This is a genomic window from Roseburia sp. AF20-18LB (assembly GCF_003461185.1).
GTDB classification, from domain to species: Bacteria; Bacillota; Clostridia; order Lachnospirales; family Lachnospiraceae; genus Roseburia_C; species Roseburia_C amylophila.
Genome location: NZ_QTWP01000001.1, coordinates 865,350 through 886,937, shown reverse-complemented (window position 1 = coordinate 886,937; position 21,588 = coordinate 865,350). Strand labels below are relative to the sequence as shown.

22 protein-coding genes are annotated in these 21,588 nt (G+C 42.3%); 13 read left to right on the top strand and 9 right to left on the bottom strand.

The genetic code is table 11. The features are described 5' to 3' along the window. Positions 1-215 precede the first annotated feature (215 nt). The 12 genes from DWX65_RS04255 to DWX65_RS04200 all read left to right on the top strand — a co-directional run bounded on the left by DWX65_RS04255 (position 216) and on the right by DWX65_RS04200 (position 11,138). A complete protein-coding gene (locus DWX65_RS04255; RefSeq protein ID WP_118172864.1) occupies positions 216-1,850 on the top strand; it encodes a VanW family protein in 1,635 nt (544 codons plus the stop codon). Between the two features lie 117 nt (positions 1,851-1,967). After that, positions 1,968-2,954 carry an AIR synthase family protein gene (locus tag DWX65_RS04250; RefSeq protein WP_118172863.1) on the top strand — a complete coding sequence of 329 codons (987 nt, stop codon included), beginning with the start codon at positions 1,968-1,970 and terminating at the stop codon, positions 2,952-2,954. A gap of 31 nt (positions 2,955-2,985) precedes the next feature. Then, positions 2,986-3,468, top strand: a complete 483-nt coding sequence (locus DWX65_RS04245; RefSeq protein ID WP_117841648.1) for an Lrp/AsnC family transcriptional regulator — start codon at positions 2,986-2,988, stop codon at positions 3,466-3,468. After that, positions 3,465-4,646, top strand: a complete 1,182-nt coding sequence (locus DWX65_RS04240) for an aminotransferase class I/II-fold pyridoxal phosphate-dependent enzyme (RefSeq protein WP_118087814.1) — start codon at positions 3,465-3,467, stop codon at positions 4,644-4,646. The genes DWX65_RS04245 and DWX65_RS04240 overlap by 4 nt, the downstream gene beginning before the upstream one ends. After that, positions 4,633-5,130, top strand: coding sequence for a tRNA (cytidine(34)-2'-O)-methyltransferase (locus DWX65_RS04235; protein WP_022242739.1), 498 nt, complete (start codon positions 4,633-4,635; stop codon positions 5,128-5,130). Before DWX65_RS04240 ends, DWX65_RS04235 begins: the two co-directional genes overlap by 14 nt. 11 nt (positions 5,131-5,141) lie before the next feature. Further along, positions 5,142-5,999: an energy-coupling factor transporter ATPase gene (locus DWX65_RS04230; RefSeq protein ID WP_117841650.1), complete on the top strand. Its 858-nt coding sequence runs from the start codon at positions 5,142-5,144 to the stop codon at positions 5,997-5,999. Further along, positions 5,987-6,856: an energy-coupling factor transporter ATPase gene (locus DWX65_RS04225; RefSeq protein ID WP_118172862.1), complete on the top strand. Its 870-nt coding sequence runs from the start codon at positions 5,987-5,989 to the stop codon at positions 6,854-6,856. Before DWX65_RS04230 ends, DWX65_RS04225 begins: the two co-directional genes overlap by 13 nt. Next, positions 6,850-7,704 carry an energy-coupling factor transporter transmembrane component T family protein gene (locus DWX65_RS04220; protein ID WP_118172861.1) on the top strand — a complete coding sequence of 285 codons (855 nt, stop codon included), beginning with the start codon at positions 6,850-6,852 and terminating at the stop codon, positions 7,702-7,704. Before DWX65_RS04225 ends, DWX65_RS04220 begins: the two co-directional genes overlap by 7 nt. Before the next feature lie 71 nt (positions 7,705-7,775). Then, entirely contained in the window at positions 7,776-8,513 is a 738-nt protein-coding gene (truA, locus tag DWX65_RS04215; RefSeq protein ID WP_118172917.1) for a tRNA pseudouridine(38-40) synthase TruA, read from the top strand. Between the two features lie 234 nt (positions 8,514-8,747). Continuing rightward, positions 8,748-9,176 carry a 50S ribosomal protein L13 gene (gene rplM, locus DWX65_RS04210; RefSeq protein ID WP_022242744.1) on the top strand — a complete coding sequence of 143 codons (429 nt, stop codon included), beginning with the start codon at positions 8,748-8,750 and terminating at the stop codon, positions 9,174-9,176. 16 nt (positions 9,177-9,192) lie between these two features. Beyond that, entirely contained in the window at positions 9,193-9,585 is a 393-nt protein-coding gene (rpsI, locus tag DWX65_RS04205; protein WP_022242745.1) for a 30S ribosomal protein S9, read from the top strand. A 755-nt stretch (positions 9,586-10,340) separates the two neighbouring features. Further along, on the top strand, positions 10,341-11,138 hold the full coding sequence (locus tag DWX65_RS04200; protein WP_022243602.1) for a hypothetical protein: 798 nt from the start codon (positions 10,341-10,343) through the stop codon (positions 11,136-11,138). 163 nt (positions 11,139-11,301) lie between these two features. On the opposite strand, the gene DWX65_RS04195 is transcribed toward DWX65_RS04200, so the two are convergent. The 4 genes from DWX65_RS04195 to DWX65_RS04180 all read right to left on the bottom strand — a co-directional run bounded on the left by DWX65_RS04195 (position 11,302) and on the right by DWX65_RS04180 (position 15,049). After that, positions 11,302-12,681, bottom strand: coding sequence for an aldehyde dehydrogenase (locus DWX65_RS04195; protein ID WP_118172860.1), 1,380 nt, complete (start codon positions 12,679-12,681; stop codon positions 11,302-11,304). Further along, positions 12,681-13,892 (bottom strand): iron-containing alcohol dehydrogenase, encoded by a 1,212-nt coding sequence (locus DWX65_RS04190; protein WP_118172859.1) that lies wholly within the window; start codon positions 13,890-13,892, stop codon positions 12,681-12,683. The genes DWX65_RS04195 and DWX65_RS04190 overlap by 1 nt, the downstream gene beginning before the upstream one ends. Beyond that, positions 13,885-14,361, bottom strand: a complete 477-nt coding sequence (locus tag DWX65_RS04185; protein WP_158564694.1) for a MarR family winged helix-turn-helix transcriptional regulator — start codon at positions 14,359-14,361, stop codon at positions 13,885-13,887. Before DWX65_RS04185 ends, DWX65_RS04190 begins: the two co-directional genes overlap by 8 nt. A gap of 184 nt (positions 14,362-14,545) precedes the next feature. After that, positions 14,546-15,049, bottom strand: a complete 504-nt coding sequence (locus tag DWX65_RS04180) for a glycerol-3-phosphate responsive antiterminator (protein ID WP_330414742.1) — start codon at positions 15,047-15,049, stop codon at positions 14,546-14,548. Between the two features lie 126 nt (positions 15,050-15,175). On the opposite strand from DWX65_RS04180, the gene DWX65_RS04175 reads away from it, so the two are divergent. Continuing rightward, positions 15,176-16,939, top strand: a complete 1,764-nt coding sequence (locus DWX65_RS04175) for a glycoside hydrolase family 13 protein (RefSeq protein WP_117947738.1) — start codon at positions 15,176-15,178, stop codon at positions 16,937-16,939. A 50-nt stretch (positions 16,940-16,989) separates the two neighbouring features. Here the strand turns inward: DWX65_RS04175 and DWX65_RS04170 are convergent, their stop codons facing one another. The 5 genes from DWX65_RS04170 to DWX65_RS04150 form a co-directional block, all read right to left on the bottom strand. Then, complete coding sequence (locus DWX65_RS04170) at positions 16,990-17,571, bottom strand: sugar O-acetyltransferase (protein WP_118172857.1); 582 nt, start codon at positions 17,569-17,571, stop codon at positions 16,990-16,992. A gap of 57 nt (positions 17,572-17,628) precedes the next feature. After that, positions 17,629-18,195 (bottom strand): glycerol-3-phosphate responsive antiterminator, encoded by a 567-nt coding sequence (locus tag DWX65_RS04165; RefSeq protein ID WP_117841659.1) that lies wholly within the window; start codon positions 18,193-18,195, stop codon positions 17,629-17,631. Between the two features lie 214 nt (positions 18,196-18,409). Beyond that, the gene (locus tag DWX65_RS04160; protein WP_118172856.1) at positions 18,410-18,778 is read right to left on the bottom strand and encodes a DUF1667 domain-containing protein; all 369 of its coding nucleotides are present in this window, start codon (positions 18,776-18,778) and stop codon (positions 18,410-18,412) included. 4 nt (positions 18,779-18,782) lie between these two features. After that, a complete protein-coding gene (locus DWX65_RS04155; protein WP_118172855.1) occupies positions 18,783-20,063 on the bottom strand; it encodes an NAD(P)/FAD-dependent oxidoreductase in 1,281 nt (426 codons plus the stop codon). After that, on the bottom strand, positions 20,060-21,508 hold the full coding sequence (locus tag DWX65_RS04150) for an NAD(P)/FAD-dependent oxidoreductase (protein WP_118172854.1): 1,449 nt from the start codon (positions 21,506-21,508) through the stop codon (positions 20,060-20,062). Before DWX65_RS04150 ends, DWX65_RS04155 begins: the two co-directional genes overlap by 4 nt. Positions 21,509-21,588 lie beyond the last annotated feature (80 nt).

Genomic DNA, 21,588 nt, shown 5'->3' with positions numbered 1-21,588 from the left:
CCTTTGCATCACTATTTTTTCCTAGAATTTTTTATGCATTCATCATGTCATAATATACAGAAATCGCGTATTTCTGTCAAATATATTAGTAGTTATGACGCTTGAAAATGCAAAGTTATATGATAAAATGAGTGTTAGCAAAACTTTCACAGTGTAATCTGGTGAATAAAAAGCTTTAAAATGTCTTGAGGGTTTAAGAGATTGAGAGGAAGAATATGAAAAAAATAAAATTAGTGCTTCCGATTCTGGGACTGGTACTCGCAGTAACAGCGGGTGTATCAGCAACCGCAATTGTGAAAGCGGATGAAAATGCAGAAGTGATTCCACAGAACGTATATATCGGGGATGTGTCTGTAGGCGGAATGAGTGAATCAGATGCAGAGGCAGCTGTAGAAGCAGCAGTATCTGCTTATGAGGATGCAACCTTTGAATTGTCCGCTGCAGAAAACAGTGTAAAGGCAAGCCCTTCTGATCTGGGATTGAGCTGGAGCAATAAGGATATCGTAAAAGAAGCAATGAATTATACCCGTACGGGAAATCTTCTGGAGCGTTACAAAGCGAAGAAAGATCTGGAAAAGGAAAATAAAGTATTTGATATTATATATACCGTAGATACAGACACCACAAAAAGTTTTCTGGAAAATCACGCCAAAGAGCTGAACCAGGAAGCGGTCAACAATGGCCTTACACGTGAGGATGGTGAATTTAAAATCATCGATGGCCAGGAAGGTATCGAAGTAGATGAGGATGCTTCTGTAGAAAGTTTACAGAAATATTTTACCGAAGAATGGAAGGGCGGAGATGCAACCATCAGTCTGGTAGCAAATGTGGTAGAGCCGGAAGGAACTGCAGAAGAACTTTCCAAGGTAAAGGATTTACTGGGCTCTTTCTCTACCGACTTCAGTGATTCTTCTGCCGGTCGTGTGGCAAATGTAAAAAATGCGGTAAGTAAAATCGATGGAACCGTACTTTACCCAGGAGAGGAATTTTCTGTGTATGAAGCTATTGCACCACTGGACGCTTCCGGTGGATATGAACTGGCAGGTGCATATGAGAATGGTACAACCGTAGAATCTTATGGTGGTGGGGTATGTCAGGTTTCCACAACGCTTTATAATGCGGTTATCCGTGCAGAACTGGATATTACCGAGCGTTATGCACATTCCATGCTGGTAACATATGTACAGCCATCTATGGATGCAGCGATTGCCAGCAATTTAAAGGATTTGAAATTTAAGAATAATCAGGAGGCTCCGATTTATATTGAAGGATACTGCAGCGGCGGTATTGTATATTTCAACGTATTTGGTCAGGAGACAAGACCGGCTGACCGTCAGGTAAACTTTGTCAGTGAAACGGTCAGTGAAGAAGAGCCGACTATTCAGGTGCAGACTACCGAAGACCCGATTGGAACTGTAACCGTTCAGAAAGCACACATCGGTAAATCGGCAAAACTCTGGAAGATTGTTACCGTAGATGGCGTAGAAGAAAGCAGAGAGGTATTTAATACCAGTAAATATAAAGCAACACCTAGAATTATTTCTGTTGGTATGGGCTCTGATAATGAAGAGGCAATTGGAGCAATGAATGCAGCGATTGCAACGCAGGATGAAGCAATTATCCGTTCTGCAGCAGCAACCTGGTGCTCAGATGCGGTAGCGGCAAGAGCGGCAGAAGCTGCAGCGCAGCAGCAGCAACAGGCGGCTTCCGGTGGAGTAGAGCCACCGGCTGATGCACCTGCCGCACCAACAACACCGACGACACCGACTACACCAACAACACCAACAACACCAACAACACCGACGACACCGGATACAGGAACCGGAGATGGAACTGCAGCCGCCCAGTAAAACGGTGAAAGATGATGCAGGCATGCGATTTTTATCGCCACCCGCGTAAATAAGAAGCAAGAAAGGCTGCCTCGGCTATGAGACAGCCTTATGCTGTAAAAATGGGAAGAAGAATCTATGAAGATAGGAAAAGTGCCGGAAAGCGTATTAAAACGCTCCGTAATCAGACAATTGCATACGAAGAGAAAGGAAGTTGTGTTAGGTGCAGGCGTGGGAGAAGACTGTGCTGCCCTTACCCTTGCCCCGGATGAGATGTTTGTAATGTCTACGGATCCGATTACAGGAACAATCCATGAAATCGGAAAGCTGGCAATTCTCATTACTACTAATGACCTGGCAAGTGCCGGAGCAGAACCAATTGGAGTTATGTTAACCATATTGCTGCCGGAGCACACGGAAGAAAGCCTTTTGAAACAACTGATGCAGGAGCTGGAAGAGGCTGCCGCGGCGGTGTCCGTTCAGATTATGGGCGGACATACCGAGATTACCAGGGTGGTAAATCAGCCACTGGTTACTGTATGCGGTGTAGGGAAGGTAAAGAAGAACGGACTCATTTCTACCGGAGGAGCAAAACCGGGCATGGACATCATTGCCACTAAGTGGATTGGCTTAGAGGGAACAGCTATTATTGCCCATGAAAAGGAAGAAGAACTCTGTACTCATTTTTCCAGGCATTTTGTAGAACAGGCACAGGCTCTTGACCGGTATTTATCTGTAATGCCGGAGGCCGCCACCGCCGTGAAGTCTGGCGTGGGAGCAATGCATGATGTAACAGAGGGCGGTATATTCGGAGCACTCTGGGAGATGGCAGAAGCATCCGGCGTCGGACTGGAAATCGACTTAAAGAAGATTCCGCTTCGGCAGGAGACAGTAGAAGTCTGTGAGTTTTTCCATATCAATCCCTATGAACTGATATCCAGCGGCTGTATGCTGATGGCAGCAGCTGATGGAAATGAGCTGATCAGAAGATTAAAGGAAAATGGTATTGAGGCAACGGTAATCGGAAAAGCAACTGCGGGAAATGACCGCGTGCTTATGAATGAGGACGAATGCAGATTTTTAGAACCACCGAAGACGGATGAATTATATAAAGTAATTCAGTAGTAAATCAGAAATCAATTGGAGGAATTGAAGCATGAGAGAGAAGATTTTAACCTTTATAGAGAAGAACAGCAGAATCGATTTAAAAGAGCTGGCTGTTATATTAGGCGTAGAAGAAGCAGCCGTTATGAATGAATTAGAAGCAATGGAAAAAGAAAATATCATCTGTGGCTATCATACCTTGATTAACTGGGATAAAGCCGGCGTAGAAAAAGTATCCGCATTAATTGAAGTACGGGTTACTCCGCAGCGTGGTATGGGATTTGATAAAGTAGCAGAGCGTATTTATAATTATCCGGAAGTAAATTCTGTATATCTGATTTCAGGAAGCTTTGACCTTTTGGTGACCATCGAGGGAAAGAGCCTGCGTGAAGTATCCCAGTTCGTATCTGAGAAACTTTCTGCATTAGACTCCGTATTAAGTACACAGACCAACTTTATTTTGAAAAAATACAAAGACCACGGAACCATTATGGCAGCAAAATCAAAAGATGAAAGGATACAGATGATACCATGAGAAATCCATTATCAAAAACAATCGTAACGATACAGCCATCTGGAATCCGGAAATTTTTTGATATTGTAAATGAGATGGAAGATGCTATTTCCTTAGGAGTAGGCGAGCCGGATTTTGATACTCCATGGCATATCCGGGATGAGGGAATTTATTCCTTAGAGAAGGGACGTACCTTCTATACTTCCAATGCCGGATTAAAAGAATTAAAAATAGAAATTGCAAAATACTTATTCCGTAATTATGACTTGCAGTATGATTATCAGCATGAAATCGTAGTAACCGTGGGCGGAAGCGAGGCAATTGATATTGCCATGCGTGCCATGCTTGACCCGGGCGATGAAGTGTTAATCCCGATGCCAAGTTATGTATCATATCTGCCATGTGCCGTGCTTGCCAATGGTGTGCCGGTGCCGATTAATCTTAAGGCAGAAAACGATTTCCGTCTGACTGCAGAAGAATTAGAAGCGGCAATTACACCAAAAACCAAGCTTCTTGTTATGCCTTTCCCGAATAATCCGACCGGAGCAATCATGGAGAAAAAGGATTTAGAAGCAGTGGCAGAGGTAGTAAAGAAGCATGACCTCTTTGTCATCAGTGACGAGATTTATTCTGCACTGACTTATACCGAGAAACATATTTCTATCGCATCCCTTCCTGACATGAAGGAGCGTACCATTGTTATCAATGGATTTTCCAAATCCCATGCGATGACCGGATGGCGTTTGGGCTATGCCTGTGGACCGAGAATCATCTTAGACCAGATGTTAAAGATTCATCAGTATGCAATTATGTGTGCACCGACTACCTCACAGTATGCAGCAGTGGATGCACTTCGGGCAGGGGATGAAGATGTCCAGAGAATGCGGGAAGAATATAATGGCAGAAGAAGATATCTGATGCACCGTTTTGAAGAAATGGGCTTGGAGTGTTTTGAACCATATGGAGCCTTTTACTGTTTTCCATGTATCAAAGAATTTGGAATGACTTCTGAAGAATTTGCCACCAATCTCTTAAAGACAGAGAAGGTAGCGGTTGTTCCGGGAACTGCATTTGGTGACTGCGGAGAAGGATTTATCCGTATTTCCTATGCTTATTCCCTAGATAATCTGAAAGAGGCATTAGACCGTATGGAGCGTTACATAACAGGATTGCGAGGCGGGAACAATGGCGAAGCTTAATATCGTACTTTATGAGCCGGAGATTCCTTATAATACCGGAAATATCGGAAGAACCTGTGTAGCAACCGGAACCAGACTGCATCTGATTGAGCCGCTGGGCTTCCATCTGACAGAGAAAGCAATCAAGCGGGCAGGAATGGATTACTGGGACCAGCTGGATGTGACAAGATATGTCAATTATGAGGATTTCTTAGAGAAGAATCCGGGTGCAAAGATTTATATGGCAACCACCAAGGGGCGCCATGTTTATACAGAAGTAAATTATGAGCCGGACTGTTATATTATGTTTGGAAAGGAAAGTGCGGGTATTCCGGAAGAAATTCTGATACAGCATCCGGATGAGTGTATCCGGATTCCTATGATCGGAGATACCCGTTCCTTAAACTTATCCAATTCAGCAGCAATCGTATTATATGAAGCACTGCGCCAGAACAATTTTGACCATATGCGGCTGGCGGGTGAACTGCACAGATTACATTGGTAGAAAGGTAAATTATGGGCATCATCAAAGCAAAAGATTTGGTACATGAATATATAAGACGTGATGAAGAAGGCAATGTGGAGTCTATCCAGACTGCACTTGATAAAGTAAGCCTGGATGTGAAAAAAGGCGATTTTATTGCAGTGCTGGGACATAATGGCTCCGGAAAATCAACACTTGCCAAACATATCAATGCAATTCTGGAGCCGACCGAAGGAAGTCTCTGGGTAGATGGATTTGATACCACAGAAGAGAAGAACATCTGGGATATCAGACAGCGTGCCGGAATGGTATTCCAGAATCCGGACAACCAGATTATTGCAAGCGTGGTTGAAGAGGATGTCGGATTTGGCCCGGAAAATATAGGTGTGCCGACAGATGAAATCTGGCAGCGCGTGGAAGAAAGTTTAAAAGCGGTTGGCATGTTAAAATACAGAGAGCATTCCCCAAATAAATTATCCGGCGGACAGAAGCAGCGTGTGGCAATTGCCGGAGTTATGGCAATGCAGCCGGAGTGTATTGTTCTGGACGAGCCGACAGCTATGTTAGACCCGGTTGGAAGAAAAGAAGTATTAGAGGCTGTCCATGAACTGAACCGGAAAAAAGGTGTTACCATCATTCTGATTACACATTATATGGAAGAAGTAGTTGATGCTGACCATGTTTATGTTATGGATGCAGGAAAAGTTGTGATGCAGGGAACACCGCGCAGCATCTTTTCCCAGGTGGAACGGTTGAAGGAATATCGTCTGGATGTACCGCAGATTACGCTTTTGGCATATGAACTTAAGAAAGCGGGACTGGATATACCGGATGGAATCCTGACCAGAGAAGAACTGACGGAGGCGTTGAAAAAGCTATGTCAATCCTAATAAATGAATTAAATTATGTTTACAGCTCAGGCACTGCCTATGAGATACATGCCTTAAAGGATGTTAATCTGAAAATAGAAGATGGAGAATTTATCGGTATCATCGGACATACCGGTTCCGGTAAATCCACCCTAATTCAACACTTGAACGGACTGGTAAAAGCTACCAGCGGCGGCATTTATTATAATGGACAGGATATTTACGAAGAGGACTTTGATATGAAAGCCCTGCGTAGTAAAGTGGGACTTGTCTTTCAGTATCCGGAGCATCAGCTTTTTGAAACTACTATTTTTGATGATGTATCCTTTGGACCAAAGAACCAGGGACTGACCAAGGAAGAGGCAGGACTTCGGGCATTTGAAGCATTACGGAGCGTAGGACTTCCGGAAGAATTATATTATCAGTCACCATTTGATTTATCCGGTGGACAGAAACGCCGGGTGGCAATCGCAGGGGTGCTTGCCATGCGGCCGGAGGTGCTGATTTTAGATGAACCGACAGCGGGACTTGACCCGAAGGGTCGTGATGAAATCTTAGATTTGCTTGCAGCAATGCATAAGGAACGAAAGATAACGATTATCCTTGTTTCCCATAGCATGGAAGATGTAGCAAAATATGTAAGCAGGATTATCGTAATGAATCAGGGACAGGTTATGTTCGATGATGTCCCGAAGGAAGTATTCCGTCATTATAAAGAATTAGAAGCAATCGGACTTGCTGCACCTCAGGTAACTTATCTGATGCATGAGTTAAAAGAGGAAGGCTTTCCGGTGAGTACAGATGCAACTACAGTAGATGAGGCACGGGATGAAATCCTGCGTGTGATAACAAAGAGACAGGATGGAACAGTATGTTAAGAGATATTACATTAGGACAATATTATCCGGCAGATTCAGTCATTCACAAGCTGGATCCGAGGGTAAAATTATTTGGAACGCTGATTTATATTATTTCCCTGTTTGTATTTAAGGGACTACCGGCATTTATACTGGCAGCAATCTTTCTGGTAGTATTAATCAAGCTGTCAAAGGTGCCATTTTCCTATATGGTTAAAGGATTGAAAACCATTGTACTGATTATGTTATTTGCAGCGGTATTTAATTTGTTTTTGACACCGGGAACAAAGCTGGTTTCCTTCTGGATTTTTACCATTACTTATGAGGGATTGAAAAATGCTGTTGTCATGATGGTTCGTCTGATTTTCTTAATTATCGGAACCTCGCTGATGACACTTACCACAACACCAAATGAGTTGACAGATGGTCTGGAAAAAGCGTTATCTCCATTAAAATATATTAAAGTCCCGGTACATGAAATTGCAATGATGATGTCTATTGCATTACGTTTTATCCCTATCTTAATCGAAGAGACAGATAAGATTATGAAGGCGCAGATGGCAAGAGGAGCAGATTTTGAACATGGAAATCTGATTCAGAAAGCGAAGAATATGGTGCCGCTTCTGGTGCCGTTATTTGTATCTGCATTCCGCCGTGCCAATGACCTTGCGATGGCAATGGAAGCCCGCTGTTATCGTGGAGGAGAAGGCAGAACCAAGATGAAACCGCTTCATTATCAGAAACGTGACCGCATGGCATATCTGACTTTACTGGTATATCTTGCAGCGGTTATCGGACTTCGTATCCTCTGGACTAACGTATTGTCCGGTATGGCAGCCGGCATACTTCCGGGAGCATTCCCATTATGAGTATAGAGATAAATCCAGCTGTGAACATAGAGAAAACAGAAGAACAGAAAGCACCATCTGCCCCAAACCGATTGAAACGGGTGAAGCTAATTGTAGCCTATGATGGCACAAATTATCACGGCTGGCAGGTGCAGCCCAACGGAGAGACGATAGAGGGCGTATTAAACCGCACTTTAAGCAGTCTCTTAGGGGAAAAGATTGTTGTGACCGGAGCATCCCGGACGGACGCGGGTGTACATTCCATGGGAAATGTAGCAGTATTTGATACGAAGAGCCGCATTCCGGCAGAAAAGATTTCTTATGCCCTGAACCAGCGGCTTCCGGAGGACATCGTAGTGCAGAAATCAGAGGAAGTACCAGCTGATTTTCATCCGAGACACTGTGACAGCCGGAAAACCTATGAATACCGGATTTTAAACCGGGAGTTTCCGCTTCCGATGTATCGGAATAACACATATTTCTGTTACCGCAAGCTGGATTTAGAGAAGATGCAGCAGGCGGCAGAATATTTAAGGGGAGAACATGATTTTAAAAGCTTCTGTGCTACAGCGGCAGTGGTTGAAACAACGGTTCGTACCATTTATGAGCTGACGGTAAGCAGGCAGGAGGATATCATTACAATCCGTGTTACTGGAAATGGATTCCTTTATAATATGGTCCGGATTATTGCAGGAACCCTGCTTCAGGCAGGCATGGGAATGATAGAGCCGGAAGAGATAAAAACAATTCTTGCGGCAAAGGAAAGAAGTGCTGCAGGACCAACGGCACCGGCACAGGGATTAACGATGATTGGAATCGAATATTTATGATAATAAGATAGATGGTATATGGCGAATGTTGTGGAAAATATTTGTAGAGAATTTACTTGACACACGAGGGGTCGTGTACTATAATATCTAAGTCTGACATAGTACAAGAATGTCAATCCAAAGCCCCGGAGCGACATTTCAACTATAGAAACAATAGTGTGGAACGCAAAGCGGACTGCGTCCGGACATTACGCAGAATGTATATGTTCCTTATAATTTCAAGGAGGTAAACCAATGAAAACTTTTATGGCTAGTCCAGCAACCATTGAGAGAAAATGGTATGTAGTAGACGCTGATGGAAAGACATTAGGACGTTTAGCATCAGAAGTTGCTAAAGTATTAAGAGGAAAGAATAAACCAACATTTACACCACATATCGATACAGGTGATTATGTAATCGTTGTAAATGCAGAGAAGATTAAAGTAACAGGTAAGAAATTAGACCAGAAGATTTATTACCATCATTCCGATTATGTAGGCGGTATGAAAGAGACTACATTAAAGGAAATGTTAGCAAAGCATCCAGAAAGAGTTATTGAGTTCGCTGTTAAGGGAATGCTTCCAAAGGGACCTTTAGGAAGAGAAATGTATACTAAATTATTTGTATACGCAGGACCAGACCACAAGCATGAAGCTCAGAAACCAGAAGCTTTAACATTTTAATAGGAGGTAAAAAACATTGGCTAATACAAAGTATTACGGAACAGGAAGAAGAAAATCCTCTGTTGCCAGAGTATATTTAGTACCAGGAACAGGTAAGATTACAGTAAATAAAAGAGATATCGATGAATATTTCGGATTAGAGACTTTAAAAGTTATCGTTCGTCAGCCATTAACAGTTACTGAGACAGCCGACAAGTTCGACGTATTGGTAAACGTAAAAGGTGGCGGATATACAGGACAGGCTGGAGCAATCCGTCATGGTATTGCAAGAGCATTACTTACCGTTGATGCAGATTACAGACCAGTTCTGAAATCTAACGGATTCTTAACAAGAGACCCACGTATGAAAGAAAGAAAGAAATACGGTCTCAAAGCTGCACGTCGTGCTCCACAGTTCAGCAAACGTTAGTCGTTTCCGAATTATATTCAAAACATTCAAACAATATTCCCGGAAGCTTTGGGCTTCCGGGATTTTTATCTAAGTACCAGGTCGGGTACACATTTTCCAATATATAGAAATAGTCTTATAAATAGCATTATTTTAACAGAAATCAAGATTATATAATTTCAGATTACCGTTACAATTTAATGATAAGCATTATCATAATCAGAATATGATTACATTTACAAGCTGCTACTGGCGACTATTGCAGCACAAAATGAGCGATTCGAGAAAAGTGCTGTAGAAAAGAAGGCATAGTTACAGCACAGGATGAGAGATTTAGGGAAAGAGCTGTAGAGGAGAAGACATAGTTACAGCACAGGATGAGAGATTCAGGGAAAAAGCTGTAGACGGGAAGATATAGTTACAGCCGAAAATGAGAGATTCGAGAAAAAAGCTGTAGAGGAGAAGGCATAGTTACAGCCGAAAATGAGAGATTCGAGAAAAAAGCTGTAGAAAAGATGGCACAGTTACAGCACAGGATGAGAGATTCGAGAAAAAGGCTGTAGAAAAGATGGCACAGTTACAGCACACAATGAGAGATTCGTGAAAAAAGCTGTAGAAAAGATGGCACAGTTACAGCACAAAATGAACATTTCGGGAAAAAGGATGTAGAAAGGGGCGAAAAGTTGCAGCTGAAAATGAGAGGGGAGAAAAAACAACTGTAATAGAATGGAAAAGTAGAGTTATTTATTGCAATTAATAAGAAGTGGAGGAAATGCATGAAGGGGTTAAGAAAATTATTGATAGAGGAATACTTGAGATTGGAGAAGATTGCTGGAAAGCTGAGAAAAGAATTGGCAGATATGCCAGAGGGAACGCTCAGGGTATCAAAATCTCATAATTATACTCAGTTTTATCATGTGAAAAAAGAGAATGATATGAAATGCCAAAAATTTCTTCAAAAATCCGAGATGGATTTAGTGAGAAAATTAGCTCAAAAATCATATGATGAAAAAGTATTGAGAATAGCAGAAAAACGGCTGCAACAAATGAAATCGCTGGTTGGGACATATCATGATAATGAAATTGAAGAAGTATATAAGAAGGAGCATCCTGCCCGAAAAGCATTCGTGATTCCGGTGGAACCAACAGAGGAGCAATTGGAAATGGAATGGTATAGGAGAGAATACAAGGGAAAAGAATTTCAGGAGGGAGTGCCGGTTATTATTACGGAAAAAGGGGAACGTGTGAGATCAAAAACAGAAAAAATGCTGGCAGACTTCTTTTATAGAAAAGAAATCTTATATAGATATGAAAAACCATTATATTTAAAAGGATATGGGATTGTTTATCCGGATTTTACATTCTTTTCCAGAAAAAAGCGAAAGGAAATTTATTGGGAACATGAGGGCATGATGGATAACCCTGAATATGCAAGAGCAGCAATAAGAAAGATTGAATCTTATGAAAAGAACGGAATATATCCGGGTGAAAATTTGATACTTACATTTGAAACTCAACAGAATGTGCTGGATTTTAAAATTATAGAAGAGATGATAGACAGATATTTACAATAGATATATAAACAAGCAGGGCGCTTTTAAAGCTCCCTGCCAGCCAATAGAGCGTGCATGTAGACAAATAGCTTAGAGCTTAGCCGATAGCCCGAGCATTCAGGTAATAGAGCGTGCATTCAGCCATTAGACAATTTCTCTGGAAAATACCCGAAATATCTTCCGGTTATTTCAGAAAGAACCGGATAAGCCTGTCATGAAGAGAAGTATATGGCTGGTATCTCATAGGCAGATCAATCCAGGTTTTTTTATCAACGATGCTTTTGTAATGGGAAAAGGTATCAAATCCGGTTTTACCATGATAAGAACCCATGCCACTTTCACCGAAGCCGCCAAAGCCCATTTCTGTTGTGGCAAGATGAATGATGGTATCGTTGATACAGCCACCACCGAAACCAGTATGGGAAATGACTTCGTCTGCAGTCTTTTTGCTTGAAGTAAAGATATAGAGTGCAAGAGGATGAGCCATGGAATTAATTTTGCCGGTAGCTTCACTCATATGTGAAAAAGTTAATACAGGCATAACCGGACCGAAGATTTCTTCTGACATGACGGCATCTTCAAAAGTCACATGATCCATGACGGTTGGCTCAATCTGCAGCGTTTCTTCGTTGGAATTACCGCCATAAATTACTTTTGAAGAATCAATCAGCCCATTGATGCGATGAAAATGCTTTTCGTTGATGATTTTGCCATAATCGGAATTCTCAAGAGGAGATTCCCCATATTGCCGGATGATTTCTTTTTTTATTTCTAAGAGCAAAGCATCTTTGATCTGCTCATCGCAATATACATAATCCGGTGCCACACAGGTCTGGCCGCAGTTGAGATATTTCCCGAATACGATTCGTCTGGCAGCTAATTTCAGGTTGGCATCTGCTGCAACGATGCAGGGACTTTTTCCACCAAGCTCAAGTGTTACCGGAGTAAGGTGGGAAGCTGCATGCTCTAAGACAGTTTTGCCGACCGCCTGACTTCCGGTAAAGAATATATAGTCAAAGTGTGACTGCAAAAGAGCCGTATTTTCTGCCCGGCCACCGGTTACAACTGCTACATATTTCTCTTCAAAACATTCTTTTATCAGAGATGTGATGATGGCACTTGTGTTAGGTGAGTAGGCGCTTGGCTTTAAAATGACAGTATTTCCCGCGGCAATTGCATCGATTAATGGGTCAATGGTTAACAGAAAAGGATAATTCCAGGGGCTCATAATCAGTACAACACCATATGGAGACGGTTTTTTGTAGCTTCTGGAATGAAATTGTGCAAGGGGCGTATGAACGTTTTTTTCTCTGGCAAATTTTCTGGTGTGCTTTATCATATAGGTAAGTTCACTTAAAGCCAGTCCGGCTTCGCACATATAGCTTTCGTGGGCTGATTTTCCAAGGTCAGCCTTAAGCGCTGCTAAAATTTCATTTTCATGGCTTAAAATAGTATTTTTCAGCTTTTTTAAAGCGGCAATCCGGTAAGCAACAGATAATGTTTCACCGGTTTTAAAATAATTGCGCTGCGTAGAAACAAGTTCTGTTATTTCAGCTTCAGTCATTATTTTTCCTCCTCTGGCATAAGCATATAATAGTATTTTTCGAGCTCTTTTGCATTCATCAGAACTGGAACCGGATAAAGCGGGTTCGCTTCTTTATCGGCATATCTGGAAAGTTCCGGAATATCTTCTTTTTGAATCTCGGAAAAAGTATCACCAATCTGGAAATATTCTTTCATGTCTTTGATGGCAGAGATAAATTTATCAGCAGCTACTGCATGATCATCGGATTCGTCAGCAATACCTGCATAAACAGCAAGTTGGTAAAGCTTTTTGTAAATGGTAGAACCATAATCTTCTAATACCATCGGAAGTATTGTCGCATTGGCAAGCCCGTGTGGAATATTATATTTACCGCCAAGGGAGTGGGCTACGGCATGGACATAGCCGACATAGGATTTGGTAAAAGCACATCCGGCAAAGAAAGAGGCTTTCAACATTTCTTTTCTTGCTTCTATATTCTGACCGTCGTCATATGCTTTGTAGATATTGTCAAAAATTAATTTAGTTGCTTTTTTAGCATATTTTCTGGTATGCCTTGTAGTAGAACCGCCAATATAAGCTTCTACGGCGTGGGTTAAGGCATCCATACCGGTGGTGGCGGTAAGAGATGGCGGAAGGCTTATGGTTACTTTCGGGTCTAATACAGCATATGCAGGAATTAAAGGAAAATCATTGATGGCATATTTATGTCTTGTCTGGGCATCTGTGATAACAGCAGCGAGAGTGGTTTCGCTTCCGGTTCCTGCAGTTGTCGGAATCGCAACCAATAAAGGCAGTTTTTTATGCACTTTTAAGATACCTTTCATTTTGGATAAAGACTGCTTAGGCTTTGCAATTCTTGCACCGACGGCCTTGGCACAGTCGATACTGGAGCCACCACCAAAACCAATGATAGCATCACAATGTTTTTCAAGATAAAGCACTCTTGCTTCTTCTACATTTGTTGTAGTTGGATTAGCGACTGTCTTATCATAGATAAAATAATGGATGTTATGGTGGTCAAAATGCATAAGCATCCGGTCTAAAAGACCAAATTTGCGGATACCGGCATCTGTAATGATTAATATAGTATCAATGCCTTTTTCTTCAAAAAGCCCGGTCAGTTTGGAAGTGCTGTAAAAAACTTCCGGATGTCTGTAAGGCAAAAAAGGGATTGCAATTTTAAAACATTTCTGAAAAATTCTGCAATATGCAGCTTTACATTTATTCATGATCATCATTCCTTTCTAATTCATCACAATATTGTTCTAAGTTTGCGGAAATTGTTTTTAATGCAGAATAAAAAACAGCCCGGGTTTCATCGGAAAGATCTGAGCCGCCAAAAGATACCGCATTGTTGATTGCAGCATTTACTTTTTGGGCATAAGCAATCCCTTTGGGTGTCAGGATGACCTTGGCGCGGTATTTCCGCTTGTCGGATGTATCTTCTGCATTGACATATTCTACCAGCCCCTGTTCTAGGAGGTCGGCAAGCGCCCTGGAAATACCAGCCTTGTTTTCTTTGGCGAGAACACAGATTTCAGCGGCAGTAAGACCTTCCGGAGAATTGTTTAGAAAATTCATGCATGTAACATGAGTGCCCTTAAGACCAATTTTGTTCATCTCATATTTCTTTATTTTTACAATGTTTTTGTAAATCGATGCAATATTGGTGGTAAAGGTTTCAAATCGTTCAATCATAGCTGCCTCCATAAAGCTACGGAAAAGTGTATTATTTTCCGTTATTTACATAAAAAAATGTTGCATACTCAACATATAAAAGCATAACAGTTAAAAGTTGAATAGTCAACATCTTTGCACGTATATAGAATAAAAAAGTATTGGAAGCGAACTAATTCAATATAGAAAGAATAAATCTCCAGTTTCAGTTGGAGTTTACAGAAACCACACATCCGGATTGGTAGAAGAAATGCAGACAGCTCCGGCATATACAGGATACAACCTTAGGCATCAGTACCGGCAGGATTTCGATGTAATCCGGTTTAACAGAGCGGAGTTGTTTTTCAATGCTGCTGTAAGCCATGGAATCGATGACAAAGAAACGCAGAGTCGTGGAAAGTTCTAATTCCCTGGCTCGTTTAATAAGGGCTGGTTTGGTAGTGATAATACCGTCAGCCCGGGTAAATTTCTGAATGAAATCCACGGCAATCTCTTTCCCGGAAAGACCATTAATTAAATCAATGTGTACCATAGCGGTTTTTCCGGCAGATTTCACTTTGTCTACAATATCTGAAATATTGCAGATATCTCCAAACAGAATAAAAATAACCTGGCTGTCACAGGTCAGACATTTTTCTAATCCTGTCATATCTTTAATCGCCGCAATAATCGGTGAATTATCCATAGCGTCTCTACAGTTGGAAAGCATAATATAACCGCCTTTCTGAATCTTTGTAACTATTATACCTGTATTTGAAAAAAATGATAAAGAGAAATGAAAAGAAATATGTTATAATTTAAAGACAGATACATCGCAAAGAGAAAGAGGAAACAAATGGATTTTAATGCAGTTTATCATCAGGCGAGTGACAATTATTGTTATCCGTTGAATGAAGATGAGTTAATTATTAATATTAAGACGGGATATGATGTGCAATCGGTATCCATCATATCAGGAGACCCATTTGCTGCTGGTATCTTAGGTGGCGGAGAGCATTGGGATGGAACGGAAGAGGCAATCATTTATAAGAAGCGTCTGAAAAATCAGATTTGGTGGACAACAACCGTCCGACCGGAGTATAAACGTCTGAAATATTATTTTAAGTTACAGACAGAAAATGAAAGCTGGTTCTATTTTGAGGATGGATTTGTCAGTGATGAGCAGATGCATCTGGAAGGCAGAAGCCGCCAGTGTTTTGTATTTCCGTGGATGAATCCGTGCGATGTGCCGCGTACACCTGCATGGGTAAACGATACCGTGTGGTATCAGATTTTCCCGGACCGTTTCTGTAACGGCGACCATTCCATTGACCCGGAGGATGTAGTGCCGTGGCGTGAGCATGGCAGAGTGAAAAATGAGGAATGCTTTGGCGGAGATCTGGCTGGAATCACAAGTAAGCTGGATTACCTGCAGAATCTTGGAATCAATGGATTATACCTGACACCAATCAATGAGTCACCATCCAACCATAAGTATGATACGACGGATTATACAAAGATAGACCCACGGTTCGGAGATGAAGAGACATTGATTCATCTGGTGGAAGAAGCACATAAACGTGGCATCCGTGTAATGTTAGATGGCGTGTTTAATCATTGCGGATATTATTTTGCACCGTGGCAGGATGTTCTTGAAAAAGGACCGGAATCAGAATATTATGACTGGTTTATGATAAATGAATGGCCTTTTGACCGGAATGGAAAGGCTGCAAAGAAAAAACAGATTTATACCTTTGCCTTTTATGATGGAATGCCGAAAATCAATACCAATAACCCAGAAGTCAGAAAATATTTTGTAGACATCTGTGCAAACTGGGTGGAGCATTATGGTATTGACGGAATCCGTCTGGATGTGGCAAATGAGGTATCTCATCGATTCTGTAAGGAGCTGCATGCCAGAGTGAAGGAAATTAACCCGGACATTTATATCCTCGGAGAAATCTGGCACAATGCACTTCCGTGGCTTCGCGGGGATGAATTTGATGCCGTTATGAATTATCCACTGGGACAAAGTATTAAGGATTTCTGGATTGATAAGAGTCTGACCAATGAGGATTTTGAGTATACGATTAACCGCTGCTATACAAGCTATATGCAGCAGACCAATGATGTGCTTTTCAATCTTCTGGATTCTCATGATACAAAGCGGCTCCGCTCGGATGTGAAAAATCTGGATGAGTATTTTGCGCAGATTGCAGTATTATTTGCAATGCCGGGCAGTCCTTGCATTTATTACGGAACGGAAATTGCAATGGAGGGAAGCTATGATCCGGATTGCAGACGTTGTATGCCTTGGAAGGATATTGAGGCTGGAAAATATGCTGAGCGCAGCAAAATTATTGCAACATTGATTCATCTGCGCAGACAGGAACCTCTTTTAAAAAGCCGCAATTTCCATTTCCCAAATGATTATGCCAAGTACAAGCGTGTTATCCAGTTCCGGAAAGTGGATTTTCCGGATTGTTATGTGGAGGTAATCATCAACTGCTGTGAAGAAGATGTTGAAGTGGAACAGCAGGGAGAAATCCTGCTTGCCCGCCACTACATTGATTCCACACTTTTGTCAAATGGCGTGTTGATAAGAAGAATAAGAAAGTAGATTTAAAAAGAAGAATATTTTGAAGAAAGAAGTAATTATGATGAAATGCATTATTTCTTTGCAATGCGGTCGGCCTCTGTAATCGGACGGAGAACACGGCATGGATTACCGGCGGCAACGACATTGGAAGGAATGTCCTTTGTGACGACGCTTCCGGCACCGATAATGGTATTTCCACCAATGGTGACACCTGGAAGAATGGTGACATTACCGCCCATCCAGACGTTATCGCCAATAGTAATCGGAAGCGCCTTTTCCAGCCCAAGATTGCGTTCTTCGGCGATGGTAGCATGAACGGCTGTATACATGCCGCAGTTTGGACCGATAAAACAGTGGCTGCCAAGAGTGATTGGAGCACAGTCCATCAGATAGGCATTGTGATTGATAAAGCAATCAGAGCCAATGTTACAGTTATAACCATAATCGGTATAAAATGGGGAGAGAATGGTAACACGTTCACCCATTTTTGGAAGCAGTTTTTTAAGAATATCTTCCCGCAGTTCCTTTTCCTTTGGTGCAGTATGGTTGAAAGTGAAATATAAATCTTCGGCTTTCTCACGTTCTTCTGATAATTCCTGGTCATAATTGGCATCATACCAAAGTCCCAGCTTCATTTTTTCTGATTCTGTCATAGGAACCCTCCTGATTCGTTACAAATAGAAATTGTATAAAATTAATTGAAAATCATATTACAAAAACCACACATCCGGATTCGTAGATGAGATGCAGACTGCTCCGGCATTCAGCATGGAAACTACATCTTCTTTATCGGAAATGAGTCCGCCGGTAATAACCGGAACTTTTGAAAGCCGGCATATGCGGGATACAACCTTAGGCATTAGTGCCGGCAGGATTTCAATGTAATCCGGTTTTACAGAACGAAGCTGCTTTTCAATGCTGTCATAAGCCATGGAATCAATGACGAAGAATCGCAGAATCGTGGAAAGCTCTAATTCCCTGGCTCGTTTGATAAGGACTGGTTTTGTAGTGATAATTCCATCGGCGTGGGTGTATTTGCGGATGAAATCCACAGCAATCTCTTTTCCGGACAGGCCATTGATTAAATCAATATGTACCATAGCCGTTTTCCCTGCAGCTTTGACCTTATCTACAATATCTGCAATATTGCAGATGTCTCCAAACAGGATAAAAATAACCTGACTATCGCAGGTGAGACATTTTTTCAATCCTGCCATATCCTTGATGGCTGCAATAATCGGAGAATTATCTATAGCATCTTTACAATTTGAAAGCATAGTAAAACCGCCTTTCTACGCATCGTATTTTCGTATTTATAAATATTATACCGTCATTTCCGGAAATGATAAAGGAAAACTATAAAATCATAAAGAAAAACAAACAGATACGCCAGCATCCGACCCCTCAATCAGATACTGGCGCACCAAAACAGTTATTCCCCTTGGAATAAATATTTATCAGAATGATGTGAATCATTTGATAACAATGAGATTATAATTTTGCAGGAACATTTTTTGTGGCAACAATATCCACGCCGGTGCCTGCAACGTCCTGAACCAGAATATCTCCGATAGAGACCGGTGCAGGAACAGTGATGCCCCGGAGAGCATTGATAATTGCAAAAATCTTTTCTTTTGGGATATCCTCTTTGGTTTTGCAGGACACCATCGGAATCGTGCCACCGGATACCCGGACGGTAGAAGTTACGATTCTGGTTGGATGGGTAACTTCCTTACGGGCATAAGCATCGCCGCGTTTGCAGGTGTTGCCGGTAACATCAAGAATTTCTGCATTTTCCATGGTTACGGTAATAGAGCAGCCTAAAGGGCAGCCGATACAGGTTAATTCACGTTTTTCCATCCTCTTACGCCTCCTCTATACAAATGGTAATCTGCTCTAAATCAGGGCAGTTGGTAAGCTGTTCTTTGGTAAGGACAACGGATTCCATCTCGCCCGGAGCCATAACCGGACGTTTCCGGAAGCTGATACGTTCTTTGCCGAAGTAAGTGGCAATTCCGCAGTTTTTATAAATTTGTCCCACGCGGAACCGGACAGTAACTTTGTCTGCCATAGCCTCCGGTCGGATGTATTTTGGAACGGTATAGCGGACGCCACCGGTTGGAATAATTTCGACAGATGGCTGGCTGCTGGTATTACATGCATCAGCAGTATTGCCGGATAAAATATAATGTGCAGCATTCGCTCCGGCGATACCGGCTTCTTCAGAAACATAATCCACCAGGTCATGGACATGCAGGACATTTCCACAGGCAAAAACACCGGAAATACTGGTTTCTAAGCTGTCATTTACAACAGGACCGGAGGTGACCGGATTTAAAGTGACACCGGCACTGCGGCTTAATTCATTTTCTGGAATCAGACCACAGGATAAGAGGAGCGTATCGCAGGAATAATATTCTTCTGTACCGGCAATTGGCCTTCCATCGGAGCCGACTTCTGCAATGGTAACACCGGTGACACGTTCTTTTCCTTCAATATCAATAACGGTATGGCTTAATTTCAACGGAATATCAAAGTCATTCAGACATTGAACAATATTACGCTTGAGACCACCGGAATAAGGCATCAGTTCTGCTACAACTTTTACTTTGGCACCCTCTAAGGTCATGCGGCGTGCCATAATCAGACCGATATCACCGGAGCCTAAGATAACGACTTCTCTGCCCGGCATATAGCCTTCCATATTGACAAGACGCTGTGCCGTTCCGGCGGAGTAGATACCTGCCGGACGATAGCCCGGAATATTAAGGGCACCACGGCTTCGCTCCCTGCAGCCCATGGCAAGGATAATTGCTTTTGCCTGAATCTCGAACATGCCATCTTTCCGGTTCATGGCAGTTATTTTTTTCTTATGGGAGATATCCATTACCATAGTGTTTAATTTGTAAGAGATGCCAAGAGAGAGTACTTTTTCAATAAAGCGGGAAGCATATTCCGGTCCGGTCAGCTCTTCCTTAAAGGTATGAAGTCCAAAACCGTTGTGGATGCACTGGTTTAAAATGCCGCCAAGCTCTTTGCCACGTTCAATAATGAGAATATCATTTATTCCATTTTCTTTTGCGGATACAGCGGCTGCAAGTCCTGCAGGACCGCCGCCAACGATTACTAAATCATATGATTTCATGGCATTTCCTCCTGAATCTCTTTGTTATAACCATAGACAAACTGCGATGAGCCACCACATTTGCTGATGTCCGTCATTTCCATAGGAACTTCTCTGGAAAGAATTTCCATGGTACGCGGGGAACAAAAGCCTGCCTGACAGCGTCCCATGCCTGCTCTGGTACGACGCTTGATGGCATCTAAAGAGCGGGCACCCAGCGGGCGGTGAATAGCATCGAGAATTTCTCCTTCTGAAATCATTTCACAGCGGCAGATAATGTTTCCATAGGCAGGCTGCTTTTTAATCAGTTCATTTCTTTCATCTAAGGAAAGCTCTTCTGGTCGTAAAATTCCTTTGCGGGTGGCAATGAAATTTTCTTTTTCGGTTAAATGCATCTTATCCTGCACCAGTCTGGCCATCATGACGCCAATGGCTGGTGCAGAGGAAAGTCCTGGAGATTCGATACCAGCGGCATCAAAAAAGCCGGGAGCATCAGCTGCTTCGCCGATGATAAAGTCGCCATTATCTTCATGGGCACGTAGTCCTGCAAAAGAAGTAATGACCTGACGCATCGGAAGATTCTTAACGCTGTGGGAGGCTTTTTCGGAAAGAGAAGCAAGTCCTTCTCTGGTGGTATTGCTGCCTTCTTTGTTATCGGTATCCTCTGCGGTCGGACCAACGAGAAGATTGCCGTGAACCGTAGGAGTAACCAGGACACCTTTTCCCATTTTACCCGGTAGCTGGAAAATCGTATGGGATACATGAGTTCCGGCAGATTTATCAAGAAGCTGGTATTCACCTTTCCGGGCGGTAATGTGAAGTTTTTTGCTGCTTACCATATTGTGAAAAACATCTGCATATACACCGGCAGCATTGATAACAGTTTTTGCGGTGATATCCTGCTTATCAGTGGAAATCAGGTATCCATCTTCTAGGCTGGTGATAGAAGTTACAGCAGTATTTAAAAAGAATTCAACGCCATTTGCAACGGCATTTTCCGCGAAGGCAATTGTCATATGAAACGGACAGACGATACCACCTGTGGGTGCGTAGAGAGCACTTGTGACATGGTCGTCTAAATTTGGCTCCATGGTGTGTAAGGCTTCGCGGTCAAGAATGCGTAAGTCTTTGACCCCGTTTTCTTTCCCCTGTTCCAAAAGACGTTCCAATTCGCTGGCATCCTGTTCATCGGTGCAGACCACCAGAGAACCGTTTCGTACAAAAGGAATGTCCAGATCCTTAGAGAGAGTATCCATCATGGCATTTCCTTCTACATTAAGCTTTGCTTTCAGTGTGCCCGGTTTTGCGTCAAATCCGGCGTGGATAATGGCACTGTTGGCTTTGGAGGTTCCGCAGCAGACATCCTCTTCCCGTTCAATGACACAGATGCCTGCCTGATAGCGGGATAACTCTCTGGCAATGGCACAGCCGGTGACTCCGGCACCAATAACTGCAATATCGTACATATAAAACTCCTTTCTGCTGGCAACAAAAAAAGCAAGATAAATAAAAGCGATGCTCTCGCTCTTCTTTACCTTGCTCTCGT